Source organism: Vagococcus sp. QWL-13 (assembly GCF_058683555.1).
This window is the reverse complement of record NZ_CM178746.1, coordinates 826,586-842,500: the sequence shown is the minus strand read 5'-3', so window position 1 is coordinate 842,500 and position 15,915 is coordinate 826,586. Positions and strand designations below refer to the sequence as shown.

Here is a 15,915-nt window from a genome sequence, read left to right as displayed (position 1 = left end):
TCACCGCGGCGTTCTGATCCGCGATTACTAGCGATTCCGGCTTCATGCAGGCGAGTTGCAGCCTGCAATCCGAACTGAGAACAGTTTTAAGAGATTAGCTAAACCTCGCGGTCTCGCAACTCATTGTACTGTCCATTGTAGCACGTGTGTAGCCCAGGTCATAAGGGGCATGATGATTTGACGTCATCCCCACCTTCCTCCGGTTTGTCACCGGCAGTCTCGCTAGAGTGCCCAACTGAATGATGGCAACTAACAATAAGGGTTGCGCTCGTTGCGGGACTTAACCCAACATCTCACGACACGAGCTGACGACAACCATGCACCACCTGTCTCTTTGTCCCCGAAGGGAAAGCTCTGTCTCCAGAGTGGTCAAAGGATGTCAAGACCTGGTAAGGTTCTTCGCGTTGCTTCGAATTAAACCACATGCTCCACCGCTTGTGCGGGCCCCCGTCAATTCCTTTGAGTTTCAGCCTTGCGGCCGTACTCCCCAGGCGGAGTGCTTAATGCGTTTACTGCAGCACTGAAGGGCGGAAACCCTCCAACACTTAGCACTCATCGTTTACGGCGTGGACTACCAGGGTATCTAATCCTGTTTGCTCCCCACGCTTTCGAGCCTCAGCGTCAGTTACAGACCAGAGAGTCGCCTTCGCCACTGGTGTTCCTCCATATATCTACGCATTTCACCGCTACACATGGAATTCCACTCTCCTCTTCTGCACTCAAGTTCCCCAGTTTCCAATGACCTTCCCCGGTTGAGCCGGGGGCTTTCACATCAGACTTAAGGAACCGCCTGCGCTCGCTTTACGCCCAATAAATCCGGACAACGCTTGCCACCTACGTATTACCGCGGCTGCTGGCACGTAGTTAGCCGTGGCTTTCTGGTTAGATACCGTCAGGGCGGGAATAGTTACCCTCCCGCTGATTCTTCTCTAACAACAGAGTTTTACGATCCGAAAACCTTCTTCACTCACGCGGCGTTGCTCGGTCAGACTTGCGTCCATTGCCGAAGATTCCCTACTGCTGCCTCCCGTAGGAGTCTGGGCCGTGTCTCAGTCCCAGTGTGGCCGATCACCCTCTCAGGTCGGCTATGCATCATGGCCTTGGTGAGCCCTTACCCCACCAACTAGCTAATGCAGCGCGGGTCTATCCATCAGTGACACCCGAAAGCGTCTTTCATCCGATGACCATGCGGTCACTGGAATTATGCGGTATTAGCACCTGTTTCCAAGTGTTATCCCCCTCTGATGGGCAAGTTACCCACGTGTTACTCACCCGTCCGCCACTCTTTTTCTCTCGATGGAGCAAGCTCCGGTGAAAGAAAAAGCGTTCGACTTGCATGTATTAGGCACGCCGCCAGCGTTCGTCCTGAGCCAGGATCAAACTCTCAATAAAAGTATGATAACATCTTGCGATGTTTAGCTCATTAAATATTTTGCTAGCGAATTGACTTCACTAAATTTAGTATGGTTTTACTAGAAGTAAAACCCCCTACACATTTGGTTCGTCTTATTCATTGTTCAGTTTTCAAAGGTCTACGTGACAGCTTCAAAAGCTGTCGGTTGTCTTGTTGGGACAACTTCTAAATATTAGCATCATTAGTTGAGTATGTCAACTACTTTTGTTAACTTTTTTAAAAGTTTTTTTATGCACTTTTTAACGAGACAACTTTATCAGTTTATCACGATCAACTATCTTTGTCAAATTATTTTAAAATAAAAAACTTTTTAACGAAAACCGGTCTAGCGTGACACCTATGATACTATACCAAGTTTTTCGTTAAAAAGCAATTTTTTTGAACTTACTATTAGTTGGAAAACTAGTTGAAAATCGGAACTCCTGTCACTTGATGCCGATTCAGAACCTCCCTTAAATTGCAAGGTGAGCCCCATTTATAATCAGAAGGACAGGTTGAAGCTAGATGTCTTTCTTCTATTTCAAAAACGTAAAAAGGTATTTTTCGATTCGCCACTTGTATGTTAGTTAACTCCACTAAACTGATTTTCTCCAAATTCACATGGGCTTCATTTTTTAAGGCCTCTAGGATACATGCTAAGCTTGTACGTTCATCGTCGATTGAAGCCATAATAAAATCTAATTGTTCTGAATTTTCATGCAATAAAAATCTCTTTCCCCCATTTTTTTCATTCAAAATCACAGTGCCAGCTACAAGTTTGTTCTGCAAAAAATCCCACCTCTTATTTTGCTGATTTTCATGAAAATTAATATTGCTTTCAATAAAAACTATACCATATTTCCGAAAAAATTTCATCCATTATCAGTTAGATTTTCTATGGCCTGGTCAATCCATTTTGGCATTGCTGTCCCCAGCGCATCGAAACCAATTTTATTTTTAGGGTTCGTAAAAAATCTTTTTTTCTTGAATGTATTCCCTGCAGGATAAGTCTCCAATGCTCTCAAAGATAAACTGATTTTTTTAGAGTATTCGTCAATATCAATGATTTTGACATTGACTTCCTTTCCTACCGATAATACTTCCTTGATATTTTTGATGTATCCTGATTTCACTTCAGAAATGTGGACCAGCCCTTGTTTTTTTTGATCCAGGGAAACAAAAGCGCCGTAAGGTTGAATTCCTGTGATAACCCCTGCAACGACCATACCGATTTTATAAGTCATCCATGCTCAACCTCCATTCTAAAATTTATTCGGAAATTTCAATAGTTGTGATGACAACATCTTCCAAAGGTTTGTCTTGAGGACCCACTTGTACATCAGCGATTTCATCCACAATATCCATGCCTTCCATCACGTGCCCAAATACTGTGTGTCGGAAGTCTAACCAAGGTGTTCCGCCATTCTGGTAAGCCTCTGTGATTTCTTCTGGGAAGCCGGCATCTTTCAACTGGCTCAGCATTTGTCCGGAAACATTTGTGTTTTGAACAATGAAGAACTGGCTGCCGTTAGTGTTGGGGCCTGCATTTGCCATGGACAACGCACCGCGCAGATTAAATAATTGACGAGAAAACTCATCTTCAAATGCCTCGCCGTAGATACTTTCACCGCCCATACCTGTTCCAGTAGGGTCCCCGCCTTGGATCATAAAGTCTTTTATGATTCGGTGGAAAATCACGCCGTCATAATAACCTTTTTTTGCCAGCTCAACGAAATTTTGAACTGTTTTTGGTGCCTCTTCTTCAAAAAGTTTTATTTTCACATCACCTTTAGTTGTTTTGATTAAAGCCACTGGCCCTTTCGCTTCAGATAAATTTAATTGTAAAAACATTTAGCCACTTCCTTTTCTTTTTATCGTTCCCTCCATTTTAACTTAAAATCATAAAAGTCGCCATTATTAATTTCGAAACAAAAAAATGTTGTTCGTCCTCAATTTCGTTTATACTATATGGATAGAATATTTTAAGTATTTTTTGGAGGTAAACACATGTCTCAAAAGGAAGTTTTTGATATCACCATTATTGGCGGAGGCCCCACTGGTTTATTTGCAGGTTTTTATGCCGGTATGCGAAACGCCAAAACATTATTGATTGAAAGTTTGCCGCAATTAGGCGGTCAATTGGCAATGCTTTATCCGGAAAAATATATTTACGATGTAGCAGGATTTCCAAAAGTTCCTGCACAGGAGTTGGTTGATAATTTAGAAGAACAAGTCATGAAATTTCAGCATACTATCGCTTTGAATGAAACTGTACTGGGAGTTACTCCCCTAGACTCAAAGCTTATTGAAATCACGACGACTAAGAATACCTACATCACTAAAACAGTGATTATCACGGCGGGAAATGGTTCTTTCCAACCAAGGAGACTGCAAGTGGACGGCAGTGCCCATTGCGAAAACCAATCTCTTCACTACGTCATCTCGGACATGAAAAAATTCAGCGGGAAAAATGTGATGATCTCTGGCGGCGGGGATTCTGCCATCGATTGGGCCTTGATGCTTGAACCCATCGCAAACTCCGTTACCTTAGTTCATCGGAGAAGCCAATTCCGTGCACACGAACATAGCGTGGAACAGCTGAACAAATCAAGCATCCAGCTTCGTACACCTTTTGTTATCAAAGAGTTGTCCCATGACGAAGGAAATATTTATTCAGTTAAAATCGAAAATCCTAAAGCTAAAATTCAAGAAATCATGCCCATAGATAATTTAATCGTCAATTTCGGCTTTAGTTCTTCTCTGGGACCAATCAAAGAATGGCAGCTGGCACTCAAGGGACAGTCAATTTTAGTCAACAGTGATATGTCGACAAATATTCCCGGAATCTATGCTGCCGGCGATATCTGCACTTATCCGGGGAAAGTAGATTTGATTGCTACAGGCTTTGGCGAAGCGCCTACTGCCGTGAATAACGCGCTCCACTATGCAATGCCGGAGTTCCGTATCCAGCCGGGGCACAGCACTAGCATGTTCTGATTTTTTACAATTTCTTGCAATTAAACGGATTTAAAGCTATGATAGCTTCTATGAAAAACTTATCAGGAGGGCAGTTATATGGTAACGAGTAAAGATATTTTAGAAAAAAAATCCCGTCAGCTTCTACACGAAAGAGGAGTGGAATTAGAAGATATCGCTAAACTGGTGTATTTTTTACAATCTCCTTATGTTGAAAATCTAAGTTTTGAACTTTGTCTGGAAAATGTTAAAGCTGTTTTGAAAAAGAGAGAAGTTCAAAATACCATTTTGACTGGTATTCAATTAGATATTCTCGCTGAAAATGGCGGAATGCTTTCTCCCCTGCAGGAAATCGTCGAAAGCGATGAAGGTCTTTACGGTATTGACGAAATTATGGCCCTGTCAATCGTTAACGTCTATGGTTCGATCGGTTTTACCAACTACGGTTACATTGATAAAGTCAAGCCGGGAATTTTAAAAGAGCTGAATGACAAAAACGGAAAAAATGTTCACACTTTTCTCGATGATATCATCGGTGCCATTGCTGCCGCTGCTGCCAGCCGTCTAGCCCACGCACAAGAAGGTGTAGAATAAAACTAGCTCGTACATTATTGTACGAGCTAGTTTTTTGATTTTAATTGCCGTCTCCCAAAATAAATAATCCCCAGAACAATTATCTCGAATAGGACAATCGCTAAAATAAAGCAATGTAAAAAATATTGCTCCGGCAAAACTAAAATAATCGGATCAACTGCCGGATCAAAAATCCAGGCATCATTATTAAAAAATACTTGATGAAATGCGGTAAAAAATTTATCAAATCCGATCAACATAAAAAAAGATAAAAAAACGGGAACTAATGCGGCAATAGTTAAACCATTATTTAAAATCCACAAACGTTTTTCTTTCCAAAGCTTTCGCAAAAACATCCCTGAAGGTATCATCGTCAAGAGCAAGACACCATAATTTAATAAAAATAACTTTTTCACTTCCCAAAAATGAAAAGCTCCCGAATCAGACACAGGAAAATCAGTCATCTTCAATTGCTGTATCCACGGAAAATTTAAGTAGGTCATCAATTCCCGATAATTTTTTAACAGTTCTTCTTGGGTTAAATCGACACGATCTAAAATATCAAGATAACTGATATCAAAAACATAGAGAGGCAGAGCATTAATTGTGATGGTGATGGCCAGCGTGATAATGGTCAACAACACACAAGCCAAACCTAGTTTCTCTTTCCAATTAGTTCCAATCATACTATACTCCAATCGGCTAACGAATCAAGAACATAAGTCGGGGCAATCGGCAACTCAGGGACCTCTTCTTTTTGGGTAAAGCCGCTTAAAACCAACAAAGTATCCACACCGTTTCTGATTCCAGCCTGAATATCTGTCAAGTAGTTGTCACCCACCATCAAAACTTCTTCTTTAGCCAAACCTAAACGTTCAATGGCACTGTCCATAATCGCTGTCTCCGGCTTGCCGATAATCGTCGGCTTTACTCCCGTACTTGTCTCAAAAAAAGCAACTAGGGAACCTGCTCCAGGCAGCAATCCCCGTTCAGTGGGGATGTTTTTATCAGGATTCGTGCCGATAAACTGTGCCCCTTTTTGTATGGCCAAGGTTGCTATCGTCATCTTCTCGTAATTAATATCAGGGTCCAAGCCAACAACCACATAGTCAGGATTGGCTTCTTCCCACTGAAAACCGGAAGCTAAAATCAGCTCCACCAGTCCTGGCGCACCCACAACGTAAACACTCTTCCCCTTATTGCGATGGTTCATGTAATCTACTGTTGCGTTTCCCGCAGTGAAAATCGTCGAGGACGGAACGTGGATATCAAAATTTTCCGACAAGTTTTTCTGGACCTTTTCAGGAGTTTTGATGGTGTTGTTCGTTAAAAAAAGGAAGGGCAGCTTTTTCTGCTGCAGCTCTTCAATAAAATTTTTGGCGGCAGGGATGGGGTCTTTCCCCCGGTAAACAGTGCCGTCCAAATCGATTAAATAGCCTTTATACACCATAGATAACCTCTTTCTAACCCTGCTCTTTTTGCCGAATAGTGAAATGACGCTCAGTTGATTTTTTTTCTTTCACTGGGGCCTCTTGCTTTTTCCCGCGCTGATTGGGTTTGGACTTGGGAGAAGGATTAGTTTTACCTTTTTTCTGATTTTTAAATCCTCCCTGATTTTTCTTGCGGGTTTGCTGTTTTGCCGTACGGGGTCTGCCTTTTTTTTCTTTGATATGTGCTGGTTTTTTTTCAACTACATCTTTATCTTTTTCTACTTTTTCTAAAACAAAATAGGCACAGCCAAAATTGCAATACTCATACAAATAATCTTCCAGTGCGCTTATTTTTTGGTCCACGGCAATTTTTTTTCGATAGTCTTCGAAAAAACCTTTCAACCGTAACTGGTCAAATCCGATATCTCCCACAATAAAATCGTACTTGTTCAAGACATCGCTATATCTGTCATTCAAACTCTCCAAATCAAACCCGTCCCTGAAGTTAGTCAGCAGTTTATATTCTTTTTTATTAATCATTAATCTGTCCGCAGAAATTCTGAAAACTTTTTTTGGCAGTGTTTCTTTCACTTCTTCTACTGTTTCAGATTGAGGAACTGCTTTTTCTTCAATGGGGCCTTTTGATTTTGTAGTCATTATTTCACCTGCTTTGGTTTAATATTTTTTATTTACAAGGGTAATGGTCGGCAATATAGCTGCCCACCACTTTTCTCAATAACGAAGGACACAATGATTCCAACTGCCCAAATTTTCTTATGGAAGGGAAAAATTTCACAAATATATAATGATCCACCATCACCAGCTGATAGCTAGCGTCCTCTTTTATCGGTCGGCCATCCACTAAGCAGCCGTCATCAGATAATTCGATGTGACTAGCTGTCAGCATCCCAAAAATCCTGCCGCGGAATCCCATACCGACAATTGGATAATCACGCAAATAATCCTGCTGTCCAAACATCTCCTGCAGCACTTGGAACAAGTACTTCCCAAGTATTTTAACACGGATCAGATGCATTGGGTGAGGAAGTTTTTCGTGGAGTTCTTTTTTTGTGACAGGCCCCGCCTCCAGACTGCCTAAAAACAAGCCCGTATTCAGCAAATAAATATCGCCGGGAACATAATATTCCAGTGCCTTTAATGCCTCGGCTGCAAAGCTGTTTTCCCCGGTGGACATCTGATTGGACCATTTCACAGGCAGACAACCTAAGCTGTCTTTCGCAAGAAGCCGGTTGCCTTCATCAAGGTAATGAGCAATTTCTTGTTGATCTTCTGGCACTTCCGGCAAATCATTTACCGGATAAGTGCGGGCTTCCTGTGCAATTATTTCCCCCTGAACCACTGTCAGTTTTATTTTCCCCACATGTTCACCGAATCGACCCGCCGCTGTCAACAATGTACTGCCGATAACTTTTCCCCTCTCAAATAAATGATGGGTATGGGAGCCGATGATAATATTGATATCCGGATAATGTTCTGCCAAGTGTTCATCATCTATGATTCCTAAATGGGAAAGGAGCACAATGAAATCTGCCTGTTTTTTTACTTCATTCAGCAGCTTCGGAAGTGTGTCATCTAATTGTGCAAATGCCCACCCAACGGGACGGTAACTGAAAGGAAATGGAGCTGTCAGTCCGATTACACCTATTTTGGTCCCGCCCATCGACGTAAAAATTTTATAGGGAGTTGCCCACTCGGGATAATCTCCTGTGCGGCGATCCACTAAATTACTTAAAATCACCGGGAAATTTGCCTGATTATAAAGACGGTCAAGCTCTGCTTTTTCATTCCCTATGCCTTCATTATTTCCAATCGTCACACCGTCATAGTTCACTTGATTCATCAAGAGGACGTTGCCCTGACCATTAGTCGCTTCGGTAAAAGGATGAACCCGGTCAGAAAAATCGCCAATATCAAAAGTGAATACCGTATGTGTGGAATGTTCCTTCATTTTTTCTTTATTTAAAAAACGTCTGATTTTCGGCCAGTTCTCAAGATGAGAATGGAGGTCATTCGTATGTAAAATTGTTATTTCTTCCATCATTTTCAACCTTCAATTTAACTGTCAAAACTATTTCTTTAATTTAACTTGCAAGCTCACTCTGTATACTGGAATCTAATCTTATCTAAAACATCTTCCGTAACGTCCAGACCTTCTTTAATAAAACGTGAAACATCGCCGTAATTTTCTTCGATTTCATCAAAGCTGACATCTAAATAATCAGCTTTGACTCCCATCATTGTCCGAATCATTTCTAATGCTTCTTTACTTAACCCGTGGTTTTTCATTTCACTGATAATCTGATCGTTGGCTTTTTGACGCAAACGGTTAGTCAGCAAGTAGTCATGATAAATGTTGGATTTTGATACCCCAAGAATTGACAACAACAATGCAGCACCAAATCCTGTACGGTCTTTTCCTGCAAAACAATGGAAAATAAAAGGTGCCTCCAATTCCGATACATGTTCCAGAAAAGTGCGGTAACCTTTGCGGGAAGAGTCCGTAAAGATAAAGTCTCTGTATAGCTCCTTCATATAACTGTCAGGATCTGCCTTTCCTTGGATTAAATCCTCCATGCTGGCGGAATTTCCATTTGAATCCTTACAAATATCCAAATCCACTGTTTGCACCCGTTCAAAAGAATCGTTGGGGCTTTTTAATTTCTCGTCTTCCCCTCTAAAGTCAAAAATAGTTTGGATCCCAAAGTCATATTCAAAAGCTTGGTGATCTTTTTTTGACAGACGTGAGATTTCTCCGCTGCGAAACATTAAATTCTTTTTTATTCTTCTGCCGCTTTGTGTCTCATAGCCGCCGATATCCCGAAAATTCGTTAATGTTTTCATCTATCTTTCTCCCTTTTCATTTTATATTATTGTATCCTTATCACTCACACTTCTTGATTATAGCATATTTTTGCTGGCTTCCTGTATTCCCAAGCCTTTTAAAAAAGCAAACTGTCATCAATAAAAAAATTTACTTTGATATTTTATCTCCGTATAAATAAATCCCTTCTGCCAGTTATCATCTTTTAGATGACCAAAAAAGATGACGCTGATGGGCGTCATCTTTTTATATCACTGGCTTAGAAAAAGATATCTAGAGATTGAAACGGGGGAATATCTCTTAAATCTTTTTTTAAAACCAGATCCTATCAAAAAACACAATCAAGTAAGAGTCAGCGTTATACGCTGATTTTTTCTGATGGAGCTTTTTTATCAGCCAGTTTCTTTTGATAAAGCTCGACTTCTTCTTCGCTGCAATAGACAAAGTGCCCTTCCGAAATTTCTCTTAGCTCTCTTTCGGCCCCATCGTCTTCTGCCGGTTTATAAACAATCCGGCGACGGCTTCTTTCGTGTTCCGGGTCAGGAAGAGGAATCGCCGACAACAGACTTTCCGTATAAGGATGCACACCAAAATTGTATATTTCTTCACTCTTTCCTACTTCTACCAGTTTGCCGTAATACATCACACCAATCCGATCGCTGATATATTTAACCATGGACAAATCATGGGCAATAAATAAGTAGGTCAATTTTTTCTTTTCCTGCAACTCCATCAACAGATTCACTACTTGGGCCTGAATCGACACGTCAAGCGCTGAAATAGGTTCATCACAAATAATAAATTTCGGCTGCATCGCCAACGCCCGTGCGATACCAATCCGCTGCCGCTGTCCGCCGGAAAACTCATGGGGATACCTTGTGCCGTGAGATCGGTCCAAACCTACCAGCTCCAATAACTCGTTCACCTGACGGTTGCGGTCATCCACATCCGTAGCCAAATGGTGGATGTCAATGCCTTCAGCGATGATGTCCCGCACTTTCATACGAGGATTCAGCGAAGCGTAAGGATCTTGATAAATCATTTGAACGTCCCGGCGAAAGTCTTCCATGTCCGCGCGCCGTTTGATTTTACTGACATCTTCCCCGTCAAACGTGATTTTCCCTGCAGTAGGATGATAAAGTCGGATGATACTGCGTCCCGTTGTAGATTTTCCGCAGCCGGATTCGCCAACAAGACCGAATGTTTCTCCTTCAAAAATTTGAAAACTGATACCATCAACTGCTTTGACTTCATCTCTTTGGCCTTCGTTGAAGTACTGCTTCAAATTTTCTACATCTAAAATAATTTTTTCTTGTGCTTTATCTGCCACCATTGACTAGCCCTCCTCCCTTAACTTCTGCTGCACCAGTTCGCGTTCCTGCATAATTTTTTGGAAACGCTGATGACGATTGACGATTTCCTGAGGAGGTGTCACTTTGGGTGCTTGAGGTGCCAACAACCATGTAGCAGCCTTATGTGTTGGTGAAATTTCAAAAAACGGCGGCATTTCTTCCGTATCGATCTGCATTGCGAACTCATTCCTAGGATAAAATGCATCTCCTGTCGGCGGGTCCAGCAAGTCGGGCGGAGAGCCCGGGATAGCATAAAGACTGTCCTGAGTTTCCAGTGTAGGCATCGAACTCAATAATCCCCAAGTATAAGGATGCTGAGGATTGTAGAAGATTTCTTCGGAAGTCCCGATTTCTACTATCCGTCCTCCATACATCACAGCGACACGGTCAGCCACATTGGCGACTACCCCTAAGTCGTGGGTAATGAAAATAATCGATGTTCTGATTTTTTCCTGAATGTCTTTCATTAGTTCGATAATCTGTGCTTGAATCGTCACGTCCAAAGCCGTGGTCGGCTCATCGGCAATCAAAATTTCAGGGCGGCAAATAAGAGCAATCGCTATGACGATCCTTTGACGCTGTCCTCCTGAAAATTGATGGGGATAATTATTCAAACGCTTTTCAGCATTAGGTATTCCTACCAGTCTTAATAATTCCAAAGCCGTTTTCATCGCTTCTTTTTTTGAAATCTTTTGATGTTTTCTCAAAGGCTCTGCTACTTGTTTGCCGATGGTCATCGTCGGATTTAGAGAAGTCATAGGGTCTTGGAAAATCATAGCAATATCGCGCCCGCGGATTTTTTGCATAGCTTTGTCATCTTTTTTATTTAAATCTTCATTCTTAAACATGATCGTACCAGAGTCTACATTGGCATTTTTAGCTAACAGTCTCATGATACTGCGGGTAGTCACAGATTTTCCAGAACCAGATTCACCTACGATAGCAAGGGTTTCTCCTCTGTATAAATCAAACTCAACTCCGCGAATGGCGTGAACTTTTCCTGCAAAAGTATCGAATGAGATTTTTAAATCTTTAACTTCTAGAACTTTTTCCATCTCTTCACCCACTCTTAATCTTTCATTTTAGGATCGAACGCATCACGCATTCCATCAGCTAATAAGTTAAAACAAATCATTATTACAGAAAGGACAATGGCTGGCGCCCACATCAAATGAGGCAGGAAGCGGAACAGCTTGTACCCTTCACTTAACAACATTCCCAAAGAAGCGTTCGGCGGTGTCAAACCTAAACCGATAAAACTTAAAAACGCTTCGAAGAAGATGGCAGTTGGAATACTGAACATCATTTGAACGATAACCACACTGGAAATATTTGGCAAAATATGTTTCAATGCGATGGAGAATTGCGACTGCCCTAATGTAGTTGCAGCCAGCACATACTCTTGGTCTTTGATTTTTAACGTTTGTGCTCTGACGATTCTGGCCATGGTGATCCATCCAGTAACAGCCATCGCAAGGATAATCGTCAAGATACCCGGTTTGAAAATAGTCAGAAACAAAATCATCACTACTAAGTTAGGGATTCCGGATAATACTTCTAAAATCCGCTGCATGATACTATCCACACGTCCACCCTTCATCCCCGATATGAGTCCATAGGTGACACCAAAACTCAAGTCCAAAATAGCTGCAACAAACGCGATAATCAGGGAAGCACGTGTCCCCATGAAAATTCTGGACAGCAAATCCCGTCCCAAACTATCTGTTCCCAAAATAAAATTAACATCTTCAGGCACGCCGACTTGCTCGTACTTGTCAACTCTTTGCCCCCGTACTAAAGTGGTCCCGTTGAAACCATCTATTGAGATTCCGGGAATCCTAGGCGGCAAATTGGCAAATTGGACATTCTGCTTCGTCGGGTCTTTTGGTGAAAGCCAAATGGCTCCAAAAGCAATCAACGTGATAATGCCAAGAATGACCAAGGAAATTACCGCAGCTTTATTTTTTTTCAGCCGGCGCCATGAGTCTTGGAAAAATGTCAGCGAAGGCGCTGCAATTTTTTCACTTTCTTTTGCATCTTGGTGCCCAATCAATTCAAATTTTTCTTCAGGTATTTTTGAATAATCCATCTCAGCCATTCTAATGCTCACCTCCAGAAACGCGGATACGCGGATCGATTATTCCGTACAGCAAGTCCACTATCAAAATAACTATCACCAGCAGGGCCGAGAATAGAATGGTCACAGCCATGATTGTCGGATAATCATTTGTCATGATTGATTTTACGAATTGCTCGCCGATTCCCGGGATTGCAAAAATATTTTCGACTACTAGAGAACCTGTCATTAATGCAACGGCTAAAGGTCCTAAAAGCGTTACCAGCGGAATCAAACTATTTCTTAAACCATGTTTAAAGGCAACTTCCCAATAGCTCAACCCTTTTGCCCGGGCCAGCTCAATATAGTCGGAACTCAACACTTCCACCATCTCCGTCCGGATAAAACGTCCGGTATCGGCTAGGGGAGACATTGCCAACGCAACGGTCGGCAGAACTGTTGAGGCAAAACCGTTCCAGCCTGCAATCGGAAACAGCTTGAACTTTACAGAAAAAATATACTGCAGCAAAACAGCAAACACAAAGTTGGGTATCGACCGTCCTAAAATCGCGATCAAAGTCGCACCGGTATCTACCCATGTGTTTTGCCTCAATGCTGCAATCAATCCGAGAACGATGCCTACGACCGTCCCCAAAATAATAGCTTGTGCCCCCAGCTGTAAAGATGGCCCGATACGATTTGCCAGAAGTTTGGCAACGGGCTGGTTTTTAAATTGAAACGACGTACCGAAATCTCCCCTCACGATATTTTTCATATAAATCACATACTGTTCAGGAACTGATTTATCTAATCCGGCCTGTCTATTCAATATTTCAATTTGTTCGGGACTTAACTTTTCCTGATTCGCGTAGGGTGAACCAGGAAGTAATTTCATCAAGAAAAACGTTACGGTGATAATCAGCCACAACGTGATGACCATAAAGAAGACCCGTTTTAAGAAATATTTTCCAAAGTTCTTCAATTTCCTCTCCTTCTTTCATTACATTTTGACTTCTCGTAATTTTTCAACTAAAATGCGGTAGAGAATTAATTACTTTTTACCCGCTACTGACAAACAATCATATTGATTAGGAGTTGACTTTATCATGTCCCAATTAAAAAAAATCGGCCTTACCAGTACCGTTGTTCTTTTAGCAATTTTTCTCTATTCTTTTATCCGTACCGGCGGCATGGATTCTCTTACTATGATAAACACCAGTTTTTACATTGGTTTATTTTTCTTAGTTATAGGTGCGTTCATCAGCACACTGCAATCAGGATTCTTTGATTTTTTCCAAAAAACAATGAAAAAAAAGCTAGCGCAACTTCGTAACCAACAAACACCTACTTATATACCATATTCAAAGATTTTTCAGAAAAAACCTTTCTATTGGTTTTCAGTAGGTGTCATCTTCATTATTTTGTCAGTTGCGCTATTATTATTGACTACTTAATTCTTATTCCGCTGTTCTATATGCCCACTTGTAATCATAATTAGCTCCAGCTGGATGAATTGCTACACCTTTGATTTGAGGATTACGCAGGTGTGCTTCCGCTGTCTGATAAAGCGGCACAACACCTAAATCACTCATAATGATCTTTTCTGCTTCAACGAGTGTCGCAAAACGTTTTTCCGGATCATTGGCATAAGTGGTTGCAGCTTCTTTGATTTTAGCATCGTATTCTTTATTTGTATAGTGCCCTCTGTTATAAGAATTGCCTGTAGTGAACAACTCTTGGAAAGTACTTGAATCCGCATAGTCTGCAGACCAGCCGCCGACCACGATATCGAATTCACCATTATTACTTCTGTCAATACGTACACTAAGTGGCACAGCACTCACAGATACTTTGATGCCCTCAAGATTTTCTTCTAGTGCACCTTGCAGATATTCAGCAACTTTCTTCGCCCAGTCTGCATCTGATGCTAAAATTTCTACTTCTATTTTATCCTTGCCTAAATCTTTTTTAGCTTTTTCCCAATGTTCTTGGGCAGTTTTGCTGTCAAATTTCAACTCATTGCCGGCTTCTTCAGAAAAGTCTTTGCCGCTTTCAGGATCAAACATCATTTCGGAAGGAACTAAACCTGCAGCCGCTACGGAGCCGTCACCTAAAATGTTGTTAGCGATAGCTTCTCGGTCAATCGTTAGAGAGATAGCTTTTCTAAGATCTTTATTTCTAAAAATCGAATCTTCTTCAATCTGGTTCAATTCCAGATAGTATGTCGAAGCCTGCTTTTCAATAACTAAATCTGGATCGTCCGCCATTTGTTGTGCCAATTCTCCAGTTAGTCGGATATCATCTACATCCCCTGCTTGATACAAGTTAAGAGAAGTGTTTCCTTCTTTTTGAACTTGGGCAGTGATGGTTTCTAGCTTCACATTGTCTTTATCCCAATAAGTATCATTTTTCTTATAAGTCCAGTCTGTGTCTGTTCCCGGTCCGTCAAATTCTGTCAAAATGAACGGTCCATTGTAGACTGCTTTTTCGCTGGTTGAAGCAAAATCTTTGCCGTACTCTTCAACTGTTTCTTTATGTTGCGGGAAGTAGGTTGAGAACGTCAACAAATTCATAAAGTAAGGAGTCGGCACTTCCAATTCTACTTCAAGTTCATAATCACTTAATGCTTTAATACCTAACTCGCTTGGCTCCATCTCTCCTGCTGCGATTGCCTCGCCATTTTTTACAATGGAGTGAAGATAAGCGAATTCTGATTCTGTTTTTGGATCAACTGTCCGCTGCCAGCCGTAAACATAGTCGTCAGCAGTGACCGGGTCGCCATTTGACCATTTTGATTCTTCGCGTAATTTAAAAGTATACGTAAGCCCATCGTCGCTTACTTCCGGTTCTTCGATTGCTCCTGCTGGAACGAGTTCATTTTCTCCGTCAAACCGGTACATACCTTCATAAACATTGTTTAATACCAAGCCTCCGACCACATCTGTGTTCAGTGATAAGTCTGCTGAAGACATTTCCTGGTCAACAACTGTGTGAAAAACTTGTTCATCTGCAAGATCTGCCGATGCTGCCGGTTTTTCTCCAGTAGTATCCGTTTTTCCGCCGTCTCCGCCTCCACCACAGGCTGCTAAAGAAAGCGCCAACGTGGCTACCAGACCTAGATAAGCCCATTTTTTCATCGATATTTCCCCCTTAGGTTTATTTGAAGCTTAATTATTTGAAACTTTATGATAATACTATATTAAATTCTCATAAAAATCAATAATTTTCAAATTTAATTCTCATCATTTTATCACAGAGTGAGTTATTTTCATTAAAAATTTGCTTTATAATCC

16 protein-coding genes and 1 rRNA gene (1 of these 17 running past the window's edge) are annotated in these 15,915 nt (G+C 41.4%); 3 read left to right on the top strand and 14 right to left on the bottom strand.

Translation table 11 applies throughout. The features are described 5' to 3' along the window. From AC4PHI_RS03935 to AC4PHI_RS03920, 4 genes are all read right to left on the bottom strand, one after another. Positions 1-1,392 (bottom strand): 16S ribosomal RNA (locus tag AC4PHI_RS03935) (it extends 168 nt beyond the left edge of the window). Positions 1,393-1,816: 424 nt separating this feature from the next. Continuing rightward, positions 1,817-2,182: a hypothetical protein gene (locus tag AC4PHI_RS03930; RefSeq protein ID WP_492201015.1), complete on the bottom strand. Its 366-nt coding sequence runs from the start codon at positions 2,180-2,182 to the stop codon at positions 1,817-1,819. 83 nt (positions 2,183-2,265) lie between these two features. Continuing rightward, positions 2,266-2,637 (bottom strand): CvfD/Ygs/GSP13 family RNA-binding post-transcriptional regulator, encoded by a 372-nt coding sequence (locus AC4PHI_RS03925; RefSeq protein ID WP_492201014.1) that lies wholly within the window; start codon positions 2,635-2,637, stop codon positions 2,266-2,268. Between the two features lie 25 nt (positions 2,638-2,662). Then, the gene (locus AC4PHI_RS03920) at positions 2,663-3,244 is read right to left on the bottom strand and encodes a peptidylprolyl isomerase (protein WP_492201013.1); all 582 of its coding nucleotides are present in this window, start codon (positions 3,242-3,244) and stop codon (positions 2,663-2,665) included. Between the two features lie 156 nt (positions 3,245-3,400). Between AC4PHI_RS03920 and AC4PHI_RS03915 the strand changes: the two genes are divergently transcribed. Beyond that, positions 3,401-4,390, top strand: coding sequence for an NAD(P)/FAD-dependent oxidoreductase (locus AC4PHI_RS03915; RefSeq protein WP_492201012.1), 990 nt, complete (start codon positions 3,401-3,403; stop codon positions 4,388-4,390). A 78-nt stretch (positions 4,391-4,468) separates the two neighbouring features. Then, complete coding sequence (locus AC4PHI_RS03910; protein WP_492201011.1) at positions 4,469-4,963, top strand: phosphatidylglycerophosphatase A family protein; 495 nt, start codon at positions 4,469-4,471, stop codon at positions 4,961-4,963. A 26-nt stretch (positions 4,964-4,989) separates the two neighbouring features. Here the strand turns inward: AC4PHI_RS03910 and AC4PHI_RS03905 are convergent, their stop codons facing one another. The 9 genes from AC4PHI_RS03905 to opp3b form a co-directional block, all read right to left on the bottom strand. Continuing rightward, on the bottom strand, positions 4,990-5,628 hold the full coding sequence (locus AC4PHI_RS03905; RefSeq protein ID WP_492201010.1) for a TIGR01906 family membrane protein: 639 nt from the start codon (positions 5,626-5,628) through the stop codon (positions 4,990-4,992). Then, positions 5,625-6,392: a TIGR01457 family HAD-type hydrolase gene (locus tag AC4PHI_RS03900; RefSeq protein ID WP_492201009.1), complete on the bottom strand. Its 768-nt coding sequence runs from the start codon at positions 6,390-6,392 to the stop codon at positions 5,625-5,627. The genes AC4PHI_RS03905 and AC4PHI_RS03900 overlap by 4 nt, the downstream gene beginning before the upstream one ends. Before the next feature lie 13 nt (positions 6,393-6,405). After that, the gene (locus AC4PHI_RS03895; protein ID WP_492201008.1) at positions 6,406-7,029 is read right to left on the bottom strand and encodes a YutD family protein; all 624 of its coding nucleotides are present in this window, start codon (positions 7,027-7,029) and stop codon (positions 6,406-6,408) included. Between the two features lie 28 nt (positions 7,030-7,057). Continuing rightward, positions 7,058-8,434, bottom strand: a complete 1,377-nt coding sequence (locus tag AC4PHI_RS03890; RefSeq protein WP_492201007.1) for a bifunctional metallophosphatase/5'-nucleotidase — start codon at positions 8,432-8,434, stop codon at positions 7,058-7,060. 53 nt (positions 8,435-8,487) lie between these two features. Beyond that, the gene (locus AC4PHI_RS03885) at positions 8,488-9,234 is read right to left on the bottom strand and encodes a tyrosine-protein phosphatase (protein ID WP_492201006.1); all 747 of its coding nucleotides are present in this window, start codon (positions 9,232-9,234) and stop codon (positions 8,488-8,490) included. Between the two features lie 338 nt (positions 9,235-9,572). Then, positions 9,573-10,547 carry an ABC transporter ATP-binding protein gene (locus AC4PHI_RS03880; protein ID WP_492201005.1) on the bottom strand — a complete coding sequence of 325 codons (975 nt, stop codon included), beginning with the start codon at positions 10,545-10,547 and terminating at the stop codon, positions 9,573-9,575. Positions 10,548-10,550: 3 nt separating this feature from the next. Then, positions 10,551-11,621: an ABC transporter ATP-binding protein gene (locus tag AC4PHI_RS03875; protein ID WP_492201004.1), complete on the bottom strand. Its 1,071-nt coding sequence runs from the start codon at positions 11,619-11,621 to the stop codon at positions 10,551-10,553. Between the two features lie 14 nt (positions 11,622-11,635). Then, a complete protein-coding gene (locus AC4PHI_RS03870; RefSeq protein WP_492201532.1) occupies positions 11,636-12,655 on the bottom strand; it encodes an ABC transporter permease in 1,020 nt (339 codons plus the stop codon). Positions 12,656-12,665: 10 nt separating this feature from the next. Beyond that, complete coding sequence (gene opp3b, locus AC4PHI_RS03865; RefSeq protein ID WP_492201003.1) at positions 12,666-13,604, bottom strand: oligopeptide ABC transporter permease; 939 nt, start codon at positions 13,602-13,604, stop codon at positions 12,666-12,668. A gap of 124 nt (positions 13,605-13,728) precedes the next feature. On the opposite strand from opp3b, the gene AC4PHI_RS03860 reads away from it, so the two are divergent. Next, positions 13,729-14,076, top strand: a complete 348-nt coding sequence (locus tag AC4PHI_RS03860) for a DUF3899 domain-containing protein (RefSeq protein ID WP_492201002.1) — start codon at positions 13,729-13,731, stop codon at positions 14,074-14,076. Between the two features lie 3 nt (positions 14,077-14,079). On the opposite strand, the gene AC4PHI_RS03855 is transcribed toward AC4PHI_RS03860, so the two are convergent. Next, positions 14,080-15,759 carry a peptide ABC transporter substrate-binding protein gene (locus AC4PHI_RS03855; RefSeq protein ID WP_492201001.1) on the bottom strand — a complete coding sequence of 560 codons (1,680 nt, stop codon included), beginning with the start codon at positions 15,757-15,759 and terminating at the stop codon, positions 14,080-14,082. Positions 15,760-15,915 lie beyond the last annotated feature (156 nt).